We start from the raw sequence: 18,764 nt of genomic DNA on the forward strand, positions 1-18,764 counted from the left end.
GTTTGAGCGAAATTAAACAAGAATTGGTTATATTTAATTTAGTCTTTAATTTCTAATATTTTGCAATTTAATTTTAGCTATTTGAAATAGTCGAAATTGACATTATTAGTCTTTAGTTTACTTCGATTGTCTTTTATAATTAGAAGTAGATTTTTATGAAGAATTAAATAGAATATTTAGTTTGTCGCAAAAACGATAATTTACATAAATATAAATTTGGTTGTACTAAAATATATTGTTACCTGAACAAAAATTCTTCAAATTTTGCATTAGAAATTTTTACAACCTCTGTCGGTATACATTTGCCACCAATTTTCTAAAGTATCAATAACCGGTTTTAAAGTCAGTCCTAAATCTGTTAATTGATATTCTACTCTAGGAGGAGATTCGGCGTAAACCTTTCTTTCGACAATACCATCCCTTTCCAATTCTCGTAATTGTGTAGTTAATGTGGTTTGTGCCAAATTCTCCATTTCTCTCCTGAGCTCGCCAAAGCGTCTAGGGCATACACTTCCCATTGCAACGATCAAAGGAATCTTCCATTTACCTCCAATAACTTTAAATATTCCATTAAGATCAAAATTATAGTCAATTTCTATTGATTTTTTATCGTTCATAAGCTTCTGATAATGTGTATTAGTATTATTCACAATACTAAGTATTGAATTTACAACTACTTGATATTGCATAAAATACAATTTAAATTTGTTCCAGTTTTTAATCAAAACATCGTTAAAAAACAATATGAATAATCGACAAGAACTTTTAATGCAAAGATACGGAGAGAAATCAATACCTAACAATATTAGGTGGAACGAACAGATTGAATTATTACTAAAGCATCAATCTGTACGAAATTTCTTACCCGACGAAATTCCGGAAGGTACTATTGAAACAATGGTCGCAGCTGCACAATCGGCTTCCAACTCTTCAAATTTGAATCAGTGGAGTGTAATAGTAATTACTGATAAAGAACTTAAATCAAAATTAGCAGAAGCATCGCGCAAAAACTCCAAAACTGGGATGGGAAATCCATATATAGAGCAAGCTCCAGTAATGTTGTTATGGGTCGCCGATATGTATCGTAACAGTTTAATTTCGGAAGATAAAGATCCTGTTGTACTTGATTATACGGATGCTGTGATAATGTCCACAATAGATGTTGCCTTAGCTGCACAGAATGCAGCAATAGCTGCTGAATCAATGGATTTGGGAGTTGTGTACTTAGGCGTAATGAGAAATAGTTCACAAGAGGTTGCAGACCTGATTGGTTTACCGCAGCGCAGCTATGTGGCATTTGGTATGCTGGTTGGCAAACCTGATTTATCTAAACAAGGTAGAATAAGACCTCGCCTTAGTCAGAAAGCTATTGTACATTACAACAAGTATGATACAAATACCTGGAAAAAACAAGTAGATGTCTATGAAAAAGAATTTTTGATTTTTAGAGAATCCAACAATATGAGAAAAACAACCTGGGCCGATTCCGTTCGATTTTCAGTTGGTGATATGGCATTTATGGATGGGAGAGAAGATCTGAGAAAAACACTTGAGAAGAGAAACTTAAAATTATTATAGCGAGATATTATTAATTAATAAATAAGAATATGAATTTATTATCGCAGTACAATACTAATCTTTTAGAGTTAAAAAATAGAGTTGTGATGGCTCCATTAACCCGTAGTAGAGCTCATAATGATGATTTAGTACCTACTTCGTTGCACACTGAATATTACAGTCAAAGGGCGTCAGCAGGATTAATTATATCTGAAGGTTTAGCGCTTAGCACAAGGGCTACAGGCTACATAAATGTTCCAGGCATTTACTCGAAAAAGCAAATTAATGCTTGGAGAGAGGTAACTGATGCAATTCATGCGTCTGAAGGTCAAATCTTTGCCCAGCTGTGGCATGTTGGTAGAATTTCACATCCTGATCTTTTAGGCGGTCGTTTACCATTAGCTCCATCTGCAATAAATCCAGAATATCAAGCATATACTGATAAGGGGTTTGTTGATACCGTTGCTCCAAAGGAAATGAATTTTGATGATATTAATCAAACAATTGAAGATTTTGTTCAAGCAGCAAAAAATGCAGTTCAAGCAGGATTTGATGGTATTGAGATTCATGCTGCGAATGGATATCTTTTTCATCAGTTTTTTGCTAAATGTTCCAATCACAGAGAAGATATGTATGGAGGTTCTATTGAAAATAGAGCAAGATTTCTTTTTGAAGTTATTGAAGAAATCCTTGAAAATATTCCAAATATTAAAATTGGTGTGAGGTTATCTCCCACATTTACAAATATATTTGGGATTATTTTGGATGATGAAACTGATAAGTTGTTTGATTACATTATCGGAAAACTTAATAATTACTCCTTAGCTTATCTTCACATCAGTGGGTTTTCTCACGATCCAGTAAATGCTTTAGAAACCATAATTACAACTTCCAAGCATTATCGCAAAATTTATAACGGAACATTTATTATCAATGGTGGATTTTCGCAGCATAAAGCTGAAGAGGTTATTGAGGATGGCACCGCTGATCTTGTTTCCTTTGGAAGACTTTTTATTAGCAATCCCGATCTTGTCAAACGCTTTGAAGAGCAATTACCATTAAATGAATGGGATATCAGCACATTTTATACTCTTGGAGCTGCAGGCTATACAGACTATCCTTTTTATGAAAGAGTATAATTGATAAATATAGGCAACTATTTATTTGAATGTACCGAATAAAAAAATGTTATTTTTTATATAGTGTGTTTTATCTTTGACGTAATCAGATATTCTTTAATTATATTATAATCTAAAAAATAATTTTTGTCATCTTCAAAAAAACGTAGTGAAAAATCTCCTTTAGGTATATCTTTTATATATAATTCTACAAAGTTCATTATCGATTCAATTGCATTAGGTAATTTCGCACTTAAATATTCAAACATTAGATCAATATACTTTTCATTGTTATATTGATAAGCTAATCTTATAACATGATATACATTTAAATATGCTGCTCCTTCGTCTAAAAGGCCTGCTACAGTTGCGAAAACCCATAACATAGGATCTTCTTTATGTAGAAGAGCAGCCATAATGTATGAAATAAATGTTTCAAGCATATTTGGGATTTTATTAGCTCTAATTCCATTTTCCACCCAAGCCTCAGAATATAATAAATCGAAGTCAAGAGAGCCATCAATATTTTTAGCCTACAATTCTTTATATTCTTTATCCGGTTCTCTATTCTGAAATTTTGGATAGTTATTAAGGAGTGGAGAATTAAAGCAAAGAAACTTTAAGTACGATTCATCTTTTTGTATATCATTATTATCGTACTCTTCAGTTAAAAATTCATCTAATAATTTAATTCCTTTTTCGTATTGCCCTTGATGAATATAAGAGTCAGCCAGAAGGGCTTTTGATAATCTATATTCTGTTTTCAATTCGATTGCCTTTTCATAGAATCGTGCTGCAAAATTAAATTTCTTTAACTCAAATAATAACCCAGCCATTTCAAAATAATAATAGTCTTGCTTTAAATACTCTTTATTAAACTTTCTTGCTTCAAGATAATATCCAAGTGATAATTTCGTGTTGCCAATATTTTTATGAAAACCAGTTTGTGCCAATTTTGCTTCATCAGGCATTTCAGCTAATGTTTTATCAAGTGTAAATAAGGATTCATCAGTAACTTGATCACCGCCAGCAATTTTTAGTTTGTCTATAAGCTCTATTGTTAAGGTTCCTTCTTCAATTCGTTCTTTTACAAATCATTATAAAAAGTTCCAGGTTGCCCATTTTTTTTCTTTGAAGGCTAAATCTACTAATGCATACATTTTTTCTGTATCGTCAACCTCATGTTTGAAAACTGAATTAAAATAGTCCGATAAGCCTTTTGGGTCACATCCTGGAGCTGGTAATGCTTCTACTTTAGGTTTTCCGCCTCTATTCAGGATATATTCCATGAACTTAATAGCATGATTACGTTCTTCCTACGCGTGTCGGAACAAAAAATTTCCGATACCGTCATAACCTTGATCAGTTGCCCAGATTCCGTAAGATAAATATACTCGTGATTGTAAATCTTCCATGTTCATTTGTGTGGATAATGCTTTTTCTAGTTGTACTGAAATTCTTTTTGTGTTCATAATGTGGGATATTTATGTATGATTATCAAAAATAAGTTCAACACCCGGTTTTAATACTTTAAAATTATTCTAAATTCCTCAATGTCTTTGTTTAAAATAAGGTTTTATATTTTAAGAAATTAAATAAATAGAATCTTGAGTAAAAATATATTTTTGTGCATCAGGAAAATAATTTTGAGTATCCAGTCCGGTAAATGTGCTGAAAGCGGGTAAAATCAACTGATGATCTGTCACAACATAACAGGGGAATTTTAATCTTTTAGTTGAGGATTGCAGAATAACACCAGGATGAAGATGTCCTGAAATCACAAACTTTGGCTCATCTTTCAGATCCTGATGGCTGAAAATAAATTCATTTTCCTGATAAACCGTATGGATTTCAGAGACTCCTAACTCCAGAATATCCTTTTCTGAAACACGGTCATGATTTCCTTTTACTAAAATAATAGATAATGCGGGAAACTGTGTTTTCCAGTCTGAGAAGATTTCAAATTCCGAATTTTTTCCTGCATGAAGAAAATCGCCGACGATAATGATTTTTTCTGCTTTAAAATGATGAATTAAAGTTGATAATCTTTTTAAATCCTGCTGTATAATATCAGATGGTAAAGCAATTCCGTTTTTTCTGAAGTGGGCTGTCTTTCCTAAATGTAAATCAGATAAAATCAATGCAGAAGATTCTTTCCAAAACAAAGCACGCTGATTGGTCAGAATTAAATTTTGTTCTTTAATAACAATAAGCTTTTCGATAATCTTCATTTTTTTCTGTTTTTCTTTTTCAGATTGGCCTCCTGCATCTTATGGATTCTTGAAGCTAAATCTTCACTGGATAAGGATTGTCGCAAACTGTCAACTTTTATAGGGAAACTTAAGGGAGTAAAACGGTCGGAATGAATATAAATAATTTTACTTTGATGAATTCTCTCAAATGCGGCGACCAATCGTACTTCTTCTAACTGCTGGTTGAAAACTTCCGTATAAGCCTGACGAAGCAGTAAGTTTTCGGGATCATAGTCTTCTAAAACCGAGAAGATAATACCTGAAGAGGATTGTAGAGATTTGTTATTGACCTGTCTTCCCGGCATCGTCTGGATAACCATTCCGGAGATTACCGCAATATCCCGGAACTTCCTTCTCGCCATTTCCGTCGAATTTACACTGCTAATCACGTCCTGCATTAGATTTTCTTTGGAAAGAATGTGATGAAGCTCTTCTTCTGATAATTTAATTTCTTTGTCTGAAAACAACTCAAAGCCATAATCATTCATTGCCATTGAAAAACTTATAGGATATAATTTTGAGATCCTGTAAGCCAATAAAGCAGCCATCACTTCATGTACCAACCGCCCTTCAAAAGGATAAAAGAATAAATGATAGCCTTCTCTGGTTTTAATTTGCTCTACCAAAAACTCATTCTCTTTCGGAATATGTGAATTTTCATTTTGATTGACAAGTAAAGGATGTAAAAATTTAAGTTCCTTCTCTCTGGAGTTGGGAGATAAAGATTCTGCTAATTTTTTTCTTAAAAAGAAACTGAGGTTTGATGAAAGAGGTAGTCTTCCGCCGAGCCAGCTTGGAGTAATAGCTTTTCCGCTGGATAATCTGACGTAGACCGTCATTTCTTTCAGCATCACATATTCTAAAATACGACCCGCCAACACAAATTTGTCTCCTTTATGCAGTTTTGAAATGAAATATTCCTCAATCATTCCTATATAACCTCCGGACAGAAATTTTACCCTCAGCATAGAATCGCTGACGATAACACCAATATTCATCCGATGAAGCATGGCAATTTTTCTTTTTTCAACGACCAGTTTTCCATCCTCTTCACGAACGACTTTATGAAATTCTTCATAGTTTTTTCCTGTTTTTCCGCCCTGTGTGATGAAATAAATGCACCATTTCCATTCTTCTTCTTTAAGTTCTGAAAAAGCATAAGTGCCTTTAATCACAGGAAAGAGTTCATCCGCATAAAATCCACCTCCTAAAGCAAGAGTAACGAGAAACTGAACCAATACATCATAAGCCAAAATAAAAGGTTCCCGTTTTTCAATCACTTTATTTTTTACTGCTTCTTTCAATGCCGAAACTTCGATGAGCTCTAACGAATGGGTAGGAACGAAATAAATAGTAGAAGTTTCAAACGGGGAATGCCCGCTTCGTCCCGCCCGCTGCATAAACCGGGCAACTCCTTTGCTGGAGCCAATCTGGATAACGGTATCCACAGGTTTAAAATCTACTCCTAAATCTAAAGATGAGGTGGAAACTACTGCTTTTAATGCCCCGGAAGTAAGATTGTCTTCCACCCATTGCCGTAAATGGGCATCAATAGAACTGTGATGTAGTGCAATTTGCCCCGCAAAATCGGGATAAGCGTCTAAAAGCAATTGGTACCACATTTCAGCCTGGCTCCGTGTATTGGTAAAAACAAGCGTTGACTTTGATTTTAGAATGACAGGAATAACTTCCTGTACTAATTTTCCGCCTAAATGTCCTGCCCATGGTAATATTTCAACTTCCGGAGGATAAACGGATAAAATATCAATTTTCTTTTGTTCTTTAGCGACTACTTTAGTTCTTTTCTTAGGATTCGGAATTAAAACTTCCAGCGCTTCATCAAGATTTCCTATGGTGGCGGTGATTCCCCAGACTCTGATCTGAGGATTTCTGTATTTGAGAACAGCCAATGCCAATTCTACCATAACACCGCGTTTGGTACTCAATAGCTCGTGCCATTCGTCTACTGCTATACAACGTACGTTGTTAAAAAAACGCTGATTGTCTTTTTGAGCCATTAAAAGGTGTAAGCTTTCCGGAGTAACGAGCAGAATATCCGGCATGGCTTTGCTTTGACGCTGTTTTTGTTTAGCATCCGTATCTCCGTTTCTTACTTCCACAATCCAGTCTAGTCCTATTTCATCCACAGCTTCCTGCATGGCTTTTGCCAGATCTTTTGCCAAAGAACGAAGAGGAGTAATCCAAAGAAGCTTCAATCCTGTTTTATAACGTTTAGGATGATTAAAAAAATCGATAAGAACGGCGACAAAGACGGAGAAGGTTTTTCCAAAGCCTGTAGGCGCAATTACCATTCCCGAATAGCCGTTGGAAAAGCGATGCCACGTCTCTTTCTGAAAAGAAAAAGGTGACCTATCTTTCTCATGCAGCCATTGCTGAATGATGCGAAAACCTTCCGACTGTTCGAATTTTGATGTCACGTAATAAGTTTTTTTATCTCTTCTATATCGTCTATTTCATCTGCTTTTTTATCTCTTCGCCATCGTAAGATCCGTGGAAACCGTAAGGCTACTCCCGATTTATGACGGCTGCTATATCCAATCCCTTCAAAGGCTATCTCAAAAACTAGCTCAGGTTTTACTGTTCGTACCGGACCAAATTTTTCCAGCACATTTTTAGAAATGAATTTACTGACTTCCTGAATTTCTTTATCCGTTAAACCGGAATAAGCTTTGGCGATAGTCACTAGTTTTCCTTCTTTTTTTACAGCAAAAGTGTAATCTGTATAATATGCGCTTCGTCTTCCGCTGCCTTTTTGAGCATAGATAAGAACAGCATCAATCGTTAGAGGATCGATTTTCCATTTCCACCAGTCTCCTTTTTTTCTGCCGGTGTGATAAGGGGAAGTGTAATTTTTCAGCATCAGACCTTCGCTGTTGATTTCCCGTGATTTTTCCCTGATTTCGGGAAGGTCATGCCATTCTTTAAAAGGAATAACAGGGGAAAGAACCAGTTTTTCTGAAGAATTCTTTTGCAGGAGCTCCTCTAGTTTTTTTCGTCTTTCAGCGAGTGGTCTTTCACGATAATCTTCTCCTTCAAACTCCAGAAGATCATAAACAAAAACTACGACAGGAATTTCTTCCATCATTTTTTTTGTTAAGGATTTCCGGTTCAGTCTTTTTTGAAGTTCATTAAAATTAAGAACCGCATTGTCTTTAAAAGCCAGAATTTCGCCATCTAATACAAAGTTTCCTTGCCAGGATGAAAGTTCTGCTTCAATTTCAGGAAATTGCGGGGTAACCAATTCTTCGCCACGGGACCAAATGAAGATCTCATCATTTCTTTTAATCATCTGCCCGCGAATGCCATCCCATTTATATTCTGCCTGCCAATCTTCTTCCGGGCCTAAATCCTGCAGTTTTTTTTCTAATGCATAGGCGAGACAGAAAGGATAGGGCTTCGACAGATTGGTATTGGTATATTCTCCTTTGATTAATGCATCGAAGTCTATTTCCTGAGGGTTCCAGTCGCCCATAATGCTGTGTGCGATAGCCGCTGCTTCTAAATGATAATGTTTTGCCAGTGTATTAATGAGGGTCTTAGAAGATACGCCGATTCGGAAACTTCCACCCAATAATTTATTGAAAATAAAACGTTCCACAGTATCAAGGCTTTTCCAGGCATCTAAAACAAATTCTTTTTTCTGTTCCTCGGTATAGTGTTTCAAGGCAACGATTTTACGCATCCACTCAGAAAGTGAGTGTTCTGTAATGTGTTGAGGCTGTGGAAGCAGCAGCGAAATAGTTTCCCCAAGATCTCCTACTGCAGAATAGCTTTCCACGAACAGCCATTCAGGAATATGGGCAGTTTCCATAGCCCATTGTTTCATAATCGTGGAATTAATGTTCCTTTTGGGCTTTTTGCCTGTAAACAATGCCAGAAACCACATTTTATCCTGTGGATCTGCTTCTTCCAGAAACCTTAAAATTGCCTCCTGTTTCAGGGAGGTTTTGTTGGTGCTGTTGAGTGCGTTGATCAAAGTGGCAAAATCTTTCATTCGGGGTCAAATTCTGTGGTTTCTTCGTCATTTCCGTATTCGGTTTTTACTTCATCGGCGGAAATTCCTATTTCAGTTAAATATTTTGAAAATACAGCGGTTTGTCCGTGGGTGATATGTACTTTTTCTGCTTCAGTAGCTTTAATAGCTGAAATTAATCCCGGCCAGTCAGCGTGATCACTTACCGCAAAACCTGCATCAGCACTTCTCCAACGTCTGGCTCCACGGATCTGCATCCAGCCGGAGCAAATGGCATATGCCAAATTGGGAATTTTCTTCATTGCCGGATTATCAATAAGAGCGGGCGGAAGGATGACTATTTTACCATCAAGATGTTTTTTGTCTTCACGGAGATCGACTGTTTTATAGTTGGGGAGTTGTATCCCTACACTTTCATAGGCTTCGTTTAGTTTGGCAATAGAGTAGTGTACATGGAGTTCATCCAGCCCATCCAAAGCTTTCATGATTCGTTGTGATTTTCCTAATGAATAGCCTATAAATACAGAGGTTTTACCATTCGATTTATTTTGCTCCACCCAGTTCCGCATTTGTTTTTCCTGTTCCTCTACTGTAAGCCAGTTGTAAATAGGAAGCCCGAAAGTGCTTTCGGAAACGAATTCATTACATTGTACAGATTCAAAAGGGGTGGAAATTCCGTCATTCTGAATTTTATAATCGCCAGAAACAACGGAAACATAACCTTTATATTCCATACGGATCTGTGCTGAACCTATGATGTGTCCTGCCGGATGCAGCGAAACTTTTACTCCGTTAATATTCAAGACTTCACCGTATTCCACACTTTGACATTCAATTTCTTTTCCAATCCTGGAATGCAGAATCGGTTTGGTAAAGTGATGGCACAGGTATTTTTTCATTCCACTTCGTGCGTGATCGGCGTGCCCATGTGTAATGACCGCTAAATCTACAGGCTTCCACGGGTCAATATAAAATTTGCCAGGAATACAGTAAATACCTTTAGAAGTGAATTTAAGGAGCATGTAAAGAGGTTTTTATCAGATTTCCAACGTGCCTTCAACATTATTATTTTCTGTAGAGTTCCCTGCAACCAGCTTACTTTCTTTGGTTTCATAATAGTAAGCGTTATCAGGTATAACTTTTATGACGGTAAGATTGGGATCTTCTTTTCCGTTGAACCATGCATTGGCAAAATTGTTCCAGTGCTTTTCGATAAGAGATTTATCCTGAAATAGGGTAGCTTTTCCTTTGATAAAAATATATTCATTTTTAGTGGTATTCATAAAATAAAGCTCTACTTCTGAATCAGAGCTGATTTCATGATTTTTATCGCTGTTTACATCGCTTAAGAACCAAATATTTCCTTCAGGATCTATTTCCTGTATGGTCATGGGGCGACTATGGGTATTTGCGTCTACACGGGTAGAGAAAAAACAGGTATCTGATTCTTCTGTAACATGTTTGATTTTTTCAATTGCGGCTGGACCGCTCAGATTTTCGTAGGGTGAAGTGGTGTTTGACATGATAGTAAAATTGTAATTAATTCTTACTGTAAATCAACTATTATGCCTTTTGTTTTTTTATCCAGCGGCTTAAAATTTGCATCTTAATAATACCATATACAAACAAATAGTGATGAGAGCTAAATAAACTTTTGTAACCATCTTAGGTTTTTTTTATGGAATAGGTTTAGTGGAAAATACAAAAGATAAAGCTTAGTATAGTATATCAATAGATAAAAAGAAGACTGTAATGATCAATGAGAATATTTTAGGAATTGTTGCCGGAACTTTAACCTCGCTTTCAATGCTTCCTCAGCTTATAAAAGTAATCAGAGAAAAAAATGTTGGTGAGCTATCTTGGGTCATGATTCTAATCCTTATTATAGGACTTTCATTATGGGTATGGTATGGATTTCTTAACGATGAATTGCCCATTATTTTTTCAAACGCTTTTGCCGTACTGGTAAATGTGTGTCTTTTTATTTGCTATTTTTTGTATAAAAATAATGCGGATAAATAAACTGCTTAGTTTAAAAACAAGAGTAATTCCAGAGTCAACTCAAAATGCCATAAAAAACCTTCGGGAAAAAGGTATAAAAGTTATTGTAGCAACAGGTAGGTCTATCAATGACCTCAATCATATTAAACATATTGAGTTTGATGGTTTTCTTACCTTTAATGGAGGATATTGTATGACAATCGATGGTCAGGTGATGTTTAAACAGACTATTCATCCTGATGATATTAAGAATTTGATTAATCACTCGGAAAAATCAAGTGTGAGCTTTTCATTAATGTATGAAGATAAAGTAAGAATCAGCCACGAAAGTCCACAAGTTTTGGAGCTATATACTCACGTGAATCTTCCGTTACCACCTTTGTATGATAAAGAAACTGTTGATGTAGAAAATGTTCTGCAGGTCAATGTTTTTATTAATCCTGAGAAGGAAGAATCTTTTATGCAGGAAGTGATGCCTAATTCACAGTCATCGAGATGGACATCTTTATTTGCTGATGTCAATCCGGGTGGAATAAGTAAGCAGAAAGGAGTAGAATACTTTTGTGAACATTTTAATATTGATGTCTCCGAAACGATGGCATTCGGAGATGGAGGAAATGATATTTCTATGCTAAAATTTGTAGAAATTGGAGTTGCGATGGGAAATGCAGGAGATAATGTTAAAGAAATTGCTGATTTTGTAACTGAGGAGGTTGATAACCATGGTGTGGAGAGTGCTTTAATGCATTTTGGTTTGCTAAGTTAAATATGATGAAACTTTTAAATTTAGTAGGCAATACTAAAATAAGCCTAAAGGGATAAAAAAGCTATATCCCTAAGGAGATTTTTTAAGCGTAATAGATGGTAGAGTAGTGATATTTAGAACATATCAATTTTTAAATTTAATGTTAGATAACCGCATATGTTTTACCTTTGTTATATGCATCAAAAGCTCATCCAACTTATTTTACAAAAAATAAAACTTTCTGATAAGGAAATAGATTTGTGTGTGCATTATTTTGAACCTGTCCTTTACGCCAAAAATGTAGTACTGGAAAAGGAAGATAAAATTCCTAACTATCTGTATTTTGTTGTATCAGGTTTTGTTCGTTTATTTCATTATAATGAGAAGGGTGATGAGATAACTACACATATCAATTGTCCTCCCGGATTTATAACTGCTTACAGTCATTTTGTAAATCAAACCAAATCAGACCAAAATCTGGAATGTATTACCGAATGTGAGCTTTTAAGAATCAAAAAAGTTGATCTTGATCTGTTGATACAAGAAAGTCCCGCATTTAAGGATTTTAGTTTTTTGGTATTTCAACAATCGTTATCCTACAATGAAAAACGTTCTAAAGAATTGGCAACGCTTAGTGCGGAAAAGCGATATCTAAAACTTTTAAATGAGCATCCGGAAATACTCCACAATGTTCCAATGCAATATATCGCCTCTTTTCTTGGAATGAACCCTAAAAGTTTGAGCCGTATCCGCAAACAAATTATTAAGTAACATTTGTGAAGTGTTTTTGAAATAGCAAGACTGAACTTTGTCCTATCAATTAAAATCAAAGGATATGACAAATAAACAATTAGTACTCGTGTCTGGAGCAAACGGACATTTGGGTAATAATCTTGTTAGATTACTAATAGAAAAAGGATTTCAGGTTCGATGCTCGGTTCGTAACATTAAAAATAAGGATTGTTTCAAAGGTTTGGTCTGTGAGGTTATTCAGGCAGATATTACAGACAAGGCTTCATTTGTAAAGGCACTGCAGGGTGTCGAAACATTTTATGCCGTAGGTGCCAGTTTTAAATTATGGGCAAAAGATCCTAAAAAAGAAATTTACGATGTAAATATGGATGGAACCCGTAACACGATAGAAGCTGCCGCAGAAGCAGGAGTAAAGAGAATAGTATATGTAAGTTCAATTGCTGCTTTAGATTACACCAAACTGCCGACTAAAGAGAGTAATGGTTACAATCCTGACCGCAGAGATATGTATTATAATTCCAAAAATGATGGTGAAAAGCTAGCTTTCCAATTGGCAGAGGAATTGGGCGTAGAGCTAGTGTCTGTGATGCCCGGAGCAATGATCGGGAGTGAAGCATTTCTTCCGTTGAATGTTTCTTATGGTGTTTTAAAGCTAATTTTAAATAAAAAAATTCCGATGGATACCAAAATTACCCTTAATTGGGTAGATGTGAAAGATGTAGCTGAAGGCTGTTATCTCGCTGCACAAAAGGGACGTTCTGGAGAGCGTTATATCCTTGCCAATGAGAAATGTATGACCATTACCGATACAACCAGATTAGCTCAAAAGCTTTATCCTGAAATAAAATTGAAAGTTCCGGGTTCTGTCCCTGACTTTATACTCTATACGATTGCTGGATTTATGGAGCTTTCAGCAAAAATAAGTGGAAAGGCTCCAGTTCTGACGAGAAAGGAAATAGCTATGTTCTCAGGTTTACAGCAAAATTTTGATATTTCTAAGTCAAGAAATGAATTGGGATTTAATCCTAAAAAACCTGAACAGGCAGTCGAAGAAGCATTAGCTTATCTTATGGAGCATAAGGATTTACTATAAATTATAATATGCAATGAAATAACCTAATCAATAAAAAAGGGGCTTAGAAAACAAGTCTCTTTTTTGCTAAAATCGTATTGGTGGCAAGCGAAGGGTGAAAAATAGGTGATCAAAACGATATCTGTTTTAATTCTTTTTTGGCGGGAATTCGATTCCTGCTGTTGTAACTGTTCCAGTAACTATAATGAAAGTATTGATATCCATATTTTACGTTCATTAAACATTCCACAAAGGAATCTGTCACGATTTTGAACATTTTGAATATTTTTTTTGATAGTTTATAAAAAGAGATTAACCTTAAATTTACACTATTAATAATGGGTATGAAAAAGAAACTCATATTGTTTTCTTTCGTTTTATTTTTTGCTACTTTATGTGCCGGATTTATGGTACAGAAGGGGCAAAATAATGCTTCCCATAATAGTACTTTAAAAGATCATTTTTTACAGAAATCAGACAACGGCGGACAGACGGAAATTTATAGTGTGTCAGAAATTCAGGATTTGTCAGATTGCAACGACCTTGAAAAAGTAAAATTTGACTATTCAATTCTTGGACAAACATGGTTAAGCTATTTCTTTGCTGAATCATTATCTCACAAACCAGTTGCGGCTGTTCAAAACTGTATTTATATTACAGAACCAAGATATATTCTGTATCATTCCCTGCAAATTGCGGGTTGTTAATTCCTTTTCACATTTTATGGATTTCCTGATTTGTATTTAGATATAAATCTGTCTTATCCAACATCATTTTCAACTTTACATAGACTTCGTATTTGCCTTTATTACAAGGCAGACAAGATATTCTGTGTCCAATTTTAAATAAAATAATACTATGCATTTAACACCAAGAGAAACGGAAAAGCTTATGCTGTTCCTGGCAGGCGAACTTGCCTTAAAAAGAAAAGCGAGAGGCCTTAAGTTGAACTATCCGGAATCTATTGCACTGATCAGCCACTTTTTACTGGAAGGAGCAAGAGATGGGAAAAAAGTAGCCGAGCTGATGCAGGAAGGCGCAAATCTTCTTACTGTAGACGACGTAATGCCGGGAGTAGCAGAAATGATTCATGATGTGCAGATAGAAGCCACTTTCCCAGATGGGACGAAGTTAGTAACCGTACACAATCCAATCCGTTAATACCAGTTATTATGATACCAGGAGAAATTTTTGTAAAAGAAGGTACCATCATCTGCAACGAAGGCAGAGAGACCGTAAAAATAAAAGTAACCAATACAGGAGACAGACCGATTCAGGTAGGTTCTCACTTCCATTTTTTTGAAGTTAATAAAGCGATGAGCTTTGACCGTGAGAAGGCTTTCGGAAAGAGATTGAACATTGTAGCAAGTACAGCAGTACGTTTCGAACCGGGAGAGGAAAAAGAAGTGGAATTGGTAGAAATCGGAGGTAATAAAAAAGCAATGGGCTTCAATAATCTTGTTGATGGGAAGGTAGACTCAGAAGAGCAAAAAAGAGCAAGCCTTGATAAAGCTACAGTATTAAACTTTAAAAATCAGTAACATGAGCTTAAACGTAGACAGAAAGCAATACGCCAATATATTAGGTCCGACAGCGGGAGATAAAATCCGTTTGGGAGATACTGAAATTATTATTGAAATCGAAAAAGATTTCACCCATTACGGAGACGAAGCCGTTTTCGGAGGTGGAAAAACCGTTCGTGACGGAATGGGACAGAATGTAACTGCAAAAAGAGATGAAGGTGTTTTGGATCTTTGTATCACAGGTGCAGTAATCATCGATCACTGGGGAATTGTAAAAGGAGATATTGGGATCAAAGATGGTAAAATCGTAGGAATTGGTAAAGCCGGAAACCCAGATACAATGGATGGAGTTTCTCCAAACATGATTATCGGTGCTTCAACGGAAGTTCATGGCGGAAAAGGATATATCGTGACTGCCGGAGGAATTGATACTCACATTCACTATATCTGTCCTCAGCAAATTGAAACTTCTTTATATAGCGGAATCACAACCATGATTGGTGGCGGTACAGGTCCAAACGATGGAACTAATGCTACAACAGTAACTCCGGGAAAATTCAATATGCAGAAAATGCTGGAAGCAGCGGAAGAATATCCAATGAATCTTGGTTTTTTTGGAAAAGGAAACTGTTCAGCAGAAGAACCTATTGAAGAGCAGGTTGAAGCAGGTGCTTTAGGAGTGAAAATCCATGAAGACTGGGGAGCAACACCTGCAACGATTGATGCAGCATTAAAAGTAGCCGATAAATATGATGTTCAGGTTGCTATTCATACCGATACTTTGAATGAAGGAGGATTTTTGGAAGATACGATGAGAGCAATTAATGGTAGAGTAATCCACACTTTCCACACGGAAGGAGCAGGTGGAGGTCACGCACCGGATATCATCAAAGCAGCAATGTATCCAAATGTATTACCGGCTTCTACAAACCCGACTCGTCCTTATACAATCAATACAATCGATGAACACTTGGATATGTTGATGGTTTGCCACCACTTGAGTAAAAACATTCCTGAAGATGTGGCATTTGCGGATTCACGTATCCGTCCGGAAACGATTGCAGCAGAAGATATTCTTCACGATATGGGTGTTTTCAGTATTATGAGTTCCGACTCTCAGGCTATGGGAAGACCGGGTGAAGTGATTACAAGAACTTGGCAGACAGCAAGCAAAATGAAGGAGCAAAGAGGTGATTTAGCAGAAGATCAAGACCACGGAAACGATAACTACCGTGCAAAAAGATATGTGGCTAAATATACCATCAATCCAGCAATTGCACACGGTATTTCAGAATATGTAGGTTCTCTTGAAGAAGGAAAATTAGCGGATTTAGTCATCTGGAAACCTGCATTATTTGGAGTGAAACCGGAAATGATTGTAAAAGGAGGATTCGTAATCGCTGCCAAAATGGGTGATCCGAATGCTTCAATTCCAACACCTCAACCTATCATTTACAGAAATATGTTTGGTGCTCACGGAAAAGCTAAATTCGGAACCTGTGCAAATTTTGTTTCTCAAATTTCTATCGACAACGGAACGATTGCTTCTTATGGATTAGAAAAAATGATTCTTCCGGTGAAAAACTGCAGAAACATTTCTAAAAAAGACCTTATCCACAACGATAAAACGCCTTTAATTGAAGTAAATCCTGAAAATTATAAAGTAACAGTAGATGGAGAATATGTTACCTGTGAGCCAGCTGAAAAACTGCCATTAACACAGTTGTATTACTTATTCTAAGATAAATCTTGCAAACCTAACAGGTTTCAAAAACCTGTTAGGTTTATCTAAAGACAAAATCTAAAAAGTTTCAAAAACTTATTGGATTTTATTTAACAGCAAAAAAGATTTACCAAACAAAATTTAAAATCATTAGCGAATTACATTCAAAATGAAATATCTGAATAAAATAATTCTTCCACTAGCCATCGCAGGAGCAACCATTGCAAATGCACAGGTTTTGGGAGGACACAGGATTAAGAGTGATGAAGACGGACCAAAAGGCCAAATCATGATATACGGCTCATTGGATTATTCAAAAATAACAACCCCATCTAGCAGCAGCAGTACAGTTTCGAGTGCACCGATTGGAGTGGGATACTTTATCAATAATAATGACCTGATCGGGGTAAACTATGCTTACTCACAAAACGCTGTTGACCATAATGTTGTGTATAAGCAAAACGAAGCAGGACTTTGGTATAGTCCGTCATTAATGCTCGGAAAATACTTTGTACTTATTGGTCAGGTAGATGCCCATTACGTTTGGGGACAACAGCAGATGCCGACTGCAGGACCAATGGAAAATTTTAATGGATTCCGTCTTCGTGCCTATCCTTTGATTGGGATATTGTTAGGCGGCGGTTGGGCGTTGAAATTTAAGTTTGCAGAACTTTCGATGTTGCAGACTAAAACAAAACAGGAAGGCTGGACGAAAACTTATGTAGCGGGAATCAGCGGTTCCACATTCGGGGTAGGAATTTCCAAAAATTTTGACTTTAGAAAAAAAACCGATAAATAATGATAATTAACGAAACAATAGGCAATCTCATCCAAAACCCGACCTCAAAACCGGTAGATTATCTGGATTTGGAATGGTTTGAAACCACCAAAAGAATTCAGCGTAAAAAAACCAGACAGGGTGTGGATATTGCCATCAAATTTCTGAGAGAAGGGCAACGTTTGCGTGAAGGCGATATTCTTTTTGAAAATGAAGAAAAGGTAATTGCAGTCAATGTTCTGGAAACAGAAGCCATCGTGATGTCACCGGCTTCTTTACTGGAAATGGGAACCGTTTGTTATGAAATCGGAAACAAGCATATTCCGCTTTTCATCCAGGAAGATAAAGTATTGCTTCCGTTTGAAATGCCGATGTTCAGATGGCTGGAAGCAAGCGGGTTCAAACCGGAAAAGCACTCCGTAAAACTCTTGAATCTTCTTAAATCTAACGTAGAGCCTCACGGACACGGAAGTTTAGGCTCTACAATTTTTACTAAAATATTAAAAATGGCAGCTTCAAAAGATGAATAATTTGAATTTAAACTTTTTATCGGGATTACTGCACCTTTCGGATCCTACGTTGCCTATCGGTGGTTACACGCATTCCAACGGGTTGGAAACATTCGTTCAGCAAAGAATTGTTCATGACCGAGTTACCGCAAAAGAATTTGTTGAAAATATGCTTCAGTACAACCTGAAATACAACGACGGAGCTTTTGTAAAACTGGCATACGAAGCCGCACAAAATGGAGATTTAGAATTGTTATTAAATCTTGATAACGAATGCAATTCCCTAAAATGCCCGAAAGAAATCCGACAGGCAAGTCAGAAATTAGGATTACGATTAATCAAAATTTTCAAAAGAAGAGAAAGCTTTCCTTTGATAGAAGCGTATGAAAAGGCAGTTCAGCAGCGTGAAGCCAATTCGCATTACTGTATCGTTTTCGGGATGTATGCGGCTTTAATGAACATTCCGATGTATGAAGCATTGTTAGGATTTTATTATACCTCAACTGCAGGAATGATTACCAATGCAGTAAAATTGGTTCCTCTGGGACAATTGGACGGACAGGATATTTTGTTCTCGCTGTATTTCGTCATGGAAAAAACCGCCCAAGAAACCATAGAATTGGACAGAGATATGGTAGGATTGTGCAATACGTCGTTTGATATTAGATGTATGCAGCACGAAAGACTGTACTCAAGGCTTTATATGTCTTAAAAATGAACAGTGAGAAGTAAGAAGTAA

General features: G+C 36.2%; 21 protein-coding genes and 1 pseudogene. 13 read left to right on the forward strand and 9 right to left on the reverse strand.

Annotated elements, in window-relative coordinates; all coding sequences use genetic code 11:
- Positions 1 to 269 precede the first annotated feature (269 nt).
- Entirely contained in the window at positions 270 to 689 is a 420-nt protein-coding gene (locus tag JI747_RS12510; RefSeq protein WP_225689173.1) for a winged helix-turn-helix transcriptional regulator, read from the reverse strand.
- Between the two features lie 55 nt (positions 690 to 744).
- Here JI747_RS12510 and JI747_RS12515 point away from each other — a divergent pair, with 55 nt between their 5' ends.
- Positions 745 to 1,578 (forward strand): nitroreductase family protein, encoded by an 834-nt coding sequence (locus JI747_RS12515; protein WP_225689175.1) that lies wholly within the window; start codon positions 745 to 747, stop codon positions 1,576 to 1,578.
- 29 nt (positions 1,579 to 1,607) lie between these two features.
- On the forward strand, positions 1,608 to 2,696 hold the full coding sequence (locus JI747_RS12520; protein ID WP_225689177.1) for an alkene reductase: 1,089 nt from the start codon (positions 1,608 to 1,610) through the stop codon (positions 2,694 to 2,696).
- Positions 2,697 to 2,752: 56 nt separating this feature from the next.
- Here the strand turns inward: JI747_RS12520 and JI747_RS12525 are convergent, their stop codons facing one another.
- The 8 genes and pseudogenes from JI747_RS12525 to JI747_RS12560 form a co-directional block, all read right to left on the reverse strand.
- On the reverse strand, positions 2,753 to 3,118 hold the full coding sequence (locus JI747_RS12525) for a hypothetical protein (protein WP_225689179.1): 366 nt from the start codon (positions 3,116 to 3,118) through the stop codon (positions 2,753 to 2,755).
- Positions 3,119 to 3,208: 90 nt separating this feature from the next.
- Positions 3,209 to 3,646, reverse strand: a complete 438-nt coding sequence (locus tag JI747_RS12530; protein ID WP_225689181.1) for a tetratricopeptide repeat protein — start codon at positions 3,644 to 3,646, stop codon at positions 3,209 to 3,211.
- 126 nt (positions 3,647 to 3,772) lie between these two features.
- A pseudogene (locus JI747_RS12535) lies at positions 3,773 to 3,979 on the reverse strand (ferritin-like domain-containing protein); the annotation flags it as partial.
- A gap of 279 nt (positions 3,980 to 4,258) precedes the next feature.
- Complete coding sequence (pdeM, locus tag JI747_RS12540) at positions 4,259 to 4,906, reverse strand: ligase-associated DNA damage response endonuclease PdeM (protein ID WP_225689183.1); 648 nt, start codon at positions 4,904 to 4,906, stop codon at positions 4,259 to 4,261.
- Positions 4,903 to 7,365, reverse strand: a complete 2,463-nt coding sequence (locus JI747_RS12545) for a ligase-associated DNA damage response DEXH box helicase (RefSeq protein ID WP_225689185.1) — start codon at positions 7,363 to 7,365, stop codon at positions 4,903 to 4,905. Before JI747_RS12545 ends, pdeM begins: the two co-directional genes overlap by 4 nt.
- Complete coding sequence (locus JI747_RS12550) at positions 7,362 to 8,942, reverse strand: ATP-dependent DNA ligase (RefSeq protein ID WP_225689187.1); 1,581 nt, start codon at positions 8,940 to 8,942, stop codon at positions 7,362 to 7,364. Before JI747_RS12550 ends, JI747_RS12545 begins: the two co-directional genes overlap by 4 nt.
- Positions 8,939 to 9,943, reverse strand: coding sequence for a ligase-associated DNA damage response exonuclease (locus JI747_RS12555; RefSeq protein ID WP_225689189.1), 1,005 nt, complete (start codon positions 9,941 to 9,943; stop codon positions 8,939 to 8,941). Before JI747_RS12555 ends, JI747_RS12550 begins: the two co-directional genes overlap by 4 nt.
- Positions 9,944 to 9,958: 15 nt before the next feature.
- Positions 9,959 to 10,444, reverse strand: coding sequence for a pyridoxamine 5'-phosphate oxidase family protein (locus JI747_RS12560; RefSeq protein WP_225689191.1), 486 nt, complete (start codon positions 10,442 to 10,444; stop codon positions 9,959 to 9,961).
- A 229-nt stretch (positions 10,445 to 10,673) separates the two neighbouring features.
- Here JI747_RS12560 and JI747_RS12565 point away from each other — a divergent pair, with 229 nt between their 5' ends.
- The 11 genes from JI747_RS12565 (at position 10,674) to JI747_RS12615 (ending at position 18,737) form a co-directional block, all read left to right on the forward strand.
- Positions 10,674 to 10,943: a SemiSWEET transporter gene (locus JI747_RS12565; RefSeq protein ID WP_225689193.1), complete on the forward strand. Its 270-nt coding sequence runs from the start codon at positions 10,674 to 10,676 to the stop codon at positions 10,941 to 10,943.
- Positions 10,930 to 11,688, forward strand: a complete 759-nt coding sequence (locus JI747_RS12570; protein ID WP_225689195.1) for a Cof-type HAD-IIB family hydrolase — start codon at positions 10,930 to 10,932, stop codon at positions 11,686 to 11,688. Before JI747_RS12565 ends, JI747_RS12570 begins: the two co-directional genes overlap by 14 nt.
- A gap of 174 nt (positions 11,689 to 11,862) precedes the next feature.
- Positions 11,863 to 12,438 (forward strand): Crp/Fnr family transcriptional regulator, encoded by a 576-nt coding sequence (locus JI747_RS12575; RefSeq protein WP_225689197.1) that lies wholly within the window; start codon positions 11,863 to 11,865, stop codon positions 12,436 to 12,438.
- Positions 12,439 to 12,502: 64 nt separating this feature from the next.
- Positions 12,503 to 13,513, forward strand: coding sequence for an NAD-dependent epimerase/dehydratase family protein (locus tag JI747_RS12580; RefSeq protein ID WP_225689199.1), 1,011 nt, complete (start codon positions 12,503 to 12,505; stop codon positions 13,511 to 13,513).
- Positions 13,514 to 13,836: 323 nt separating this feature from the next.
- Positions 13,837 to 14,199 (forward strand): hypothetical protein, encoded by a 363-nt coding sequence (locus tag JI747_RS12585; protein ID WP_225689201.1) that lies wholly within the window; start codon positions 13,837 to 13,839, stop codon positions 14,197 to 14,199.
- A gap of 151 nt (positions 14,200 to 14,350) precedes the next feature.
- Positions 14,351 to 14,653 carry an urease subunit gamma gene (ureA, locus tag JI747_RS12590; RefSeq protein ID WP_225689203.1) on the forward strand — a complete coding sequence of 101 codons (303 nt, stop codon included), beginning with the start codon at positions 14,351 to 14,353 and terminating at the stop codon, positions 14,651 to 14,653.
- Between the two features lie 11 nt (positions 14,654 to 14,664).
- Complete coding sequence (gene ureB / locus JI747_RS12595; protein WP_225689205.1) at positions 14,665 to 15,033, forward strand: urease subunit beta; 369 nt, start codon at positions 14,665 to 14,667, stop codon at positions 15,031 to 15,033.
- Between the two features lies 1 nt (position 15,034).
- Positions 15,035 to 16,756, forward strand: a complete 1,722-nt coding sequence (ureC, locus tag JI747_RS12600) for an urease subunit alpha (protein ID WP_225689207.1) — start codon at positions 15,035 to 15,037, stop codon at positions 16,754 to 16,756.
- Positions 16,757 to 16,907: 151 nt separating this feature from the next.
- Positions 16,908 to 17,537 carry a hypothetical protein gene (locus tag JI747_RS12605; RefSeq protein WP_225689210.1) on the forward strand — a complete coding sequence of 210 codons (630 nt, stop codon included), beginning with the start codon at positions 16,908 to 16,910 and terminating at the stop codon, positions 17,535 to 17,537.
- Positions 17,537 to 18,046, forward strand: coding sequence for an urease accessory protein UreE (gene ureE / locus JI747_RS12610; protein WP_225689212.1), 510 nt, complete (start codon positions 17,537 to 17,539; stop codon positions 18,044 to 18,046). The genes JI747_RS12605 and ureE overlap by 1 nt, the downstream gene beginning before the upstream one ends.
- Positions 18,039 to 18,737 carry an urease accessory protein UreF gene (locus tag JI747_RS12615; protein ID WP_394371146.1) on the forward strand — a complete coding sequence of 233 codons (699 nt, stop codon included), beginning with the start codon at positions 18,039 to 18,041 and terminating at the stop codon, positions 18,735 to 18,737. Before ureE ends, JI747_RS12615 begins: the two co-directional genes overlap by 8 nt.
- Positions 18,738 to 18,764: the final 27 nt, after the last annotated feature.

It is taken from the genome of Chryseobacterium tagetis (genome assembly GCF_016735585.2).
In the GTDB taxonomy this organism is placed as follows: domain Bacteria; phylum Bacteroidota; class Bacteroidia; order Flavobacteriales; family Weeksellaceae; genus Chryseobacterium; species Chryseobacterium tagetis.

Excerpts from the sequence above, each read along its gene's own strand:
- JI747_RS12580 (WP_225689199.1), top strand. The coding sequence starts at position 12,503 with ATGACAAATAAACAATTAGTACTCGTGTCTGGAGCAAACGGACATTTG.
- JI747_RS12515 (WP_225689175.1), top strand. The coding sequence starts at position 745 with ATGAATAATCGACAAGAACTTTTAATGCAAAGATACGGAGAGAAATCA.
- JI747_RS12510 (WP_225689173.1), bottom strand. The coding sequence starts at position 689 with ATGCAATATCAAGTAGTTGTAAATTCAATACTTAGTATTGTGAATAAT.
- JI747_RS12565 (WP_225689193.1), top strand. The coding sequence starts at position 10,674 with ATGATCAATGAGAATATTTTAGGAATTGTTGCCGGAACTTTAACCTCG.
- JI747_RS12555 (WP_225689189.1), bottom strand. The coding sequence starts at position 9,943 with ATGCTCCTTAAATTCACTTCTAAAGGTATTTACTGTATTCCTGGCAAA.
- JI747_RS12575 (WP_225689197.1), top strand. The coding sequence starts at position 11,863 with ATGCATCAAAAGCTCATCCAACTTATTTTACAAAAAATAAAACTTTCT.
- JI747_RS12525 (WP_225689179.1), bottom strand. The coding sequence starts at position 3,118 with ATGCTTGAAACATTTATTTCATACATTATGGCTGCTCTTCTACATAAA.
- JI747_RS12605 (WP_225689210.1), top strand. The coding sequence starts at position 16,908 with ATGAAATATCTGAATAAAATAATTCTTCCACTAGCCATCGCAGGAGCA.
- JI747_RS12560 (WP_225689191.1), bottom strand. The coding sequence starts at position 10,444 with ATGTCAAACACCACTTCACCCTACGAAAATCTGAGCGGTCCAGCCGCA.
- JI747_RS12550 (WP_225689187.1), bottom strand. The coding sequence starts at position 8,942 with ATGAAAGATTTTGCCACTTTGATCAACGCACTCAACAGCACCAACAAA.
- JI747_RS12615 (WP_394371146.1), top strand. The coding sequence starts at position 18,039 with ATGAATAATTTGAATTTAAACTTTTTATCGGGATTACTGCACCTTTCG.
- ureB (WP_225689205.1), top strand. The coding sequence starts at position 14,665 with ATGATACCAGGAGAAATTTTTGTAAAAGAAGGTACCATCATCTGCAAC.
- ureC (WP_225689207.1), top strand. The coding sequence starts at position 15,035 with ATGAGCTTAAACGTAGACAGAAAGCAATACGCCAATATATTAGGTCCG.
- JI747_RS12585 (WP_225689201.1), top strand. The coding sequence starts at position 13,837 with ATGAAAAAGAAACTCATATTGTTTTCTTTCGTTTTATTTTTTGCTACT.
- JI747_RS12530 (WP_225689181.1), bottom strand. The coding sequence starts at position 3,646 with ATGCCTGATGAAGCAAAATTGGCACAAACTGGTTTTCATAAAAATATT.
- ureE (WP_225689212.1), top strand. The coding sequence starts at position 17,537 with ATGATAATTAACGAAACAATAGGCAATCTCATCCAAAACCCGACCTCA.
- JI747_RS12570 (WP_225689195.1), top strand. The coding sequence starts at position 10,930 with ATGCGGATAAATAAACTGCTTAGTTTAAAAACAAGAGTAATTCCAGAG.
- JI747_RS12520 (WP_225689177.1), top strand. The coding sequence starts at position 1,608 with ATGAATTTATTATCGCAGTACAATACTAATCTTTTAGAGTTAAAAAAT.
- ureA (WP_225689203.1), top strand. The coding sequence starts at position 14,351 with ATGCATTTAACACCAAGAGAAACGGAAAAGCTTATGCTGTTCCTGGCA.
- pdeM (WP_225689183.1), bottom strand. The coding sequence starts at position 4,906 with ATGAAGATTATCGAAAAGCTTATTGTTATTAAAGAACAAAATTTAATT.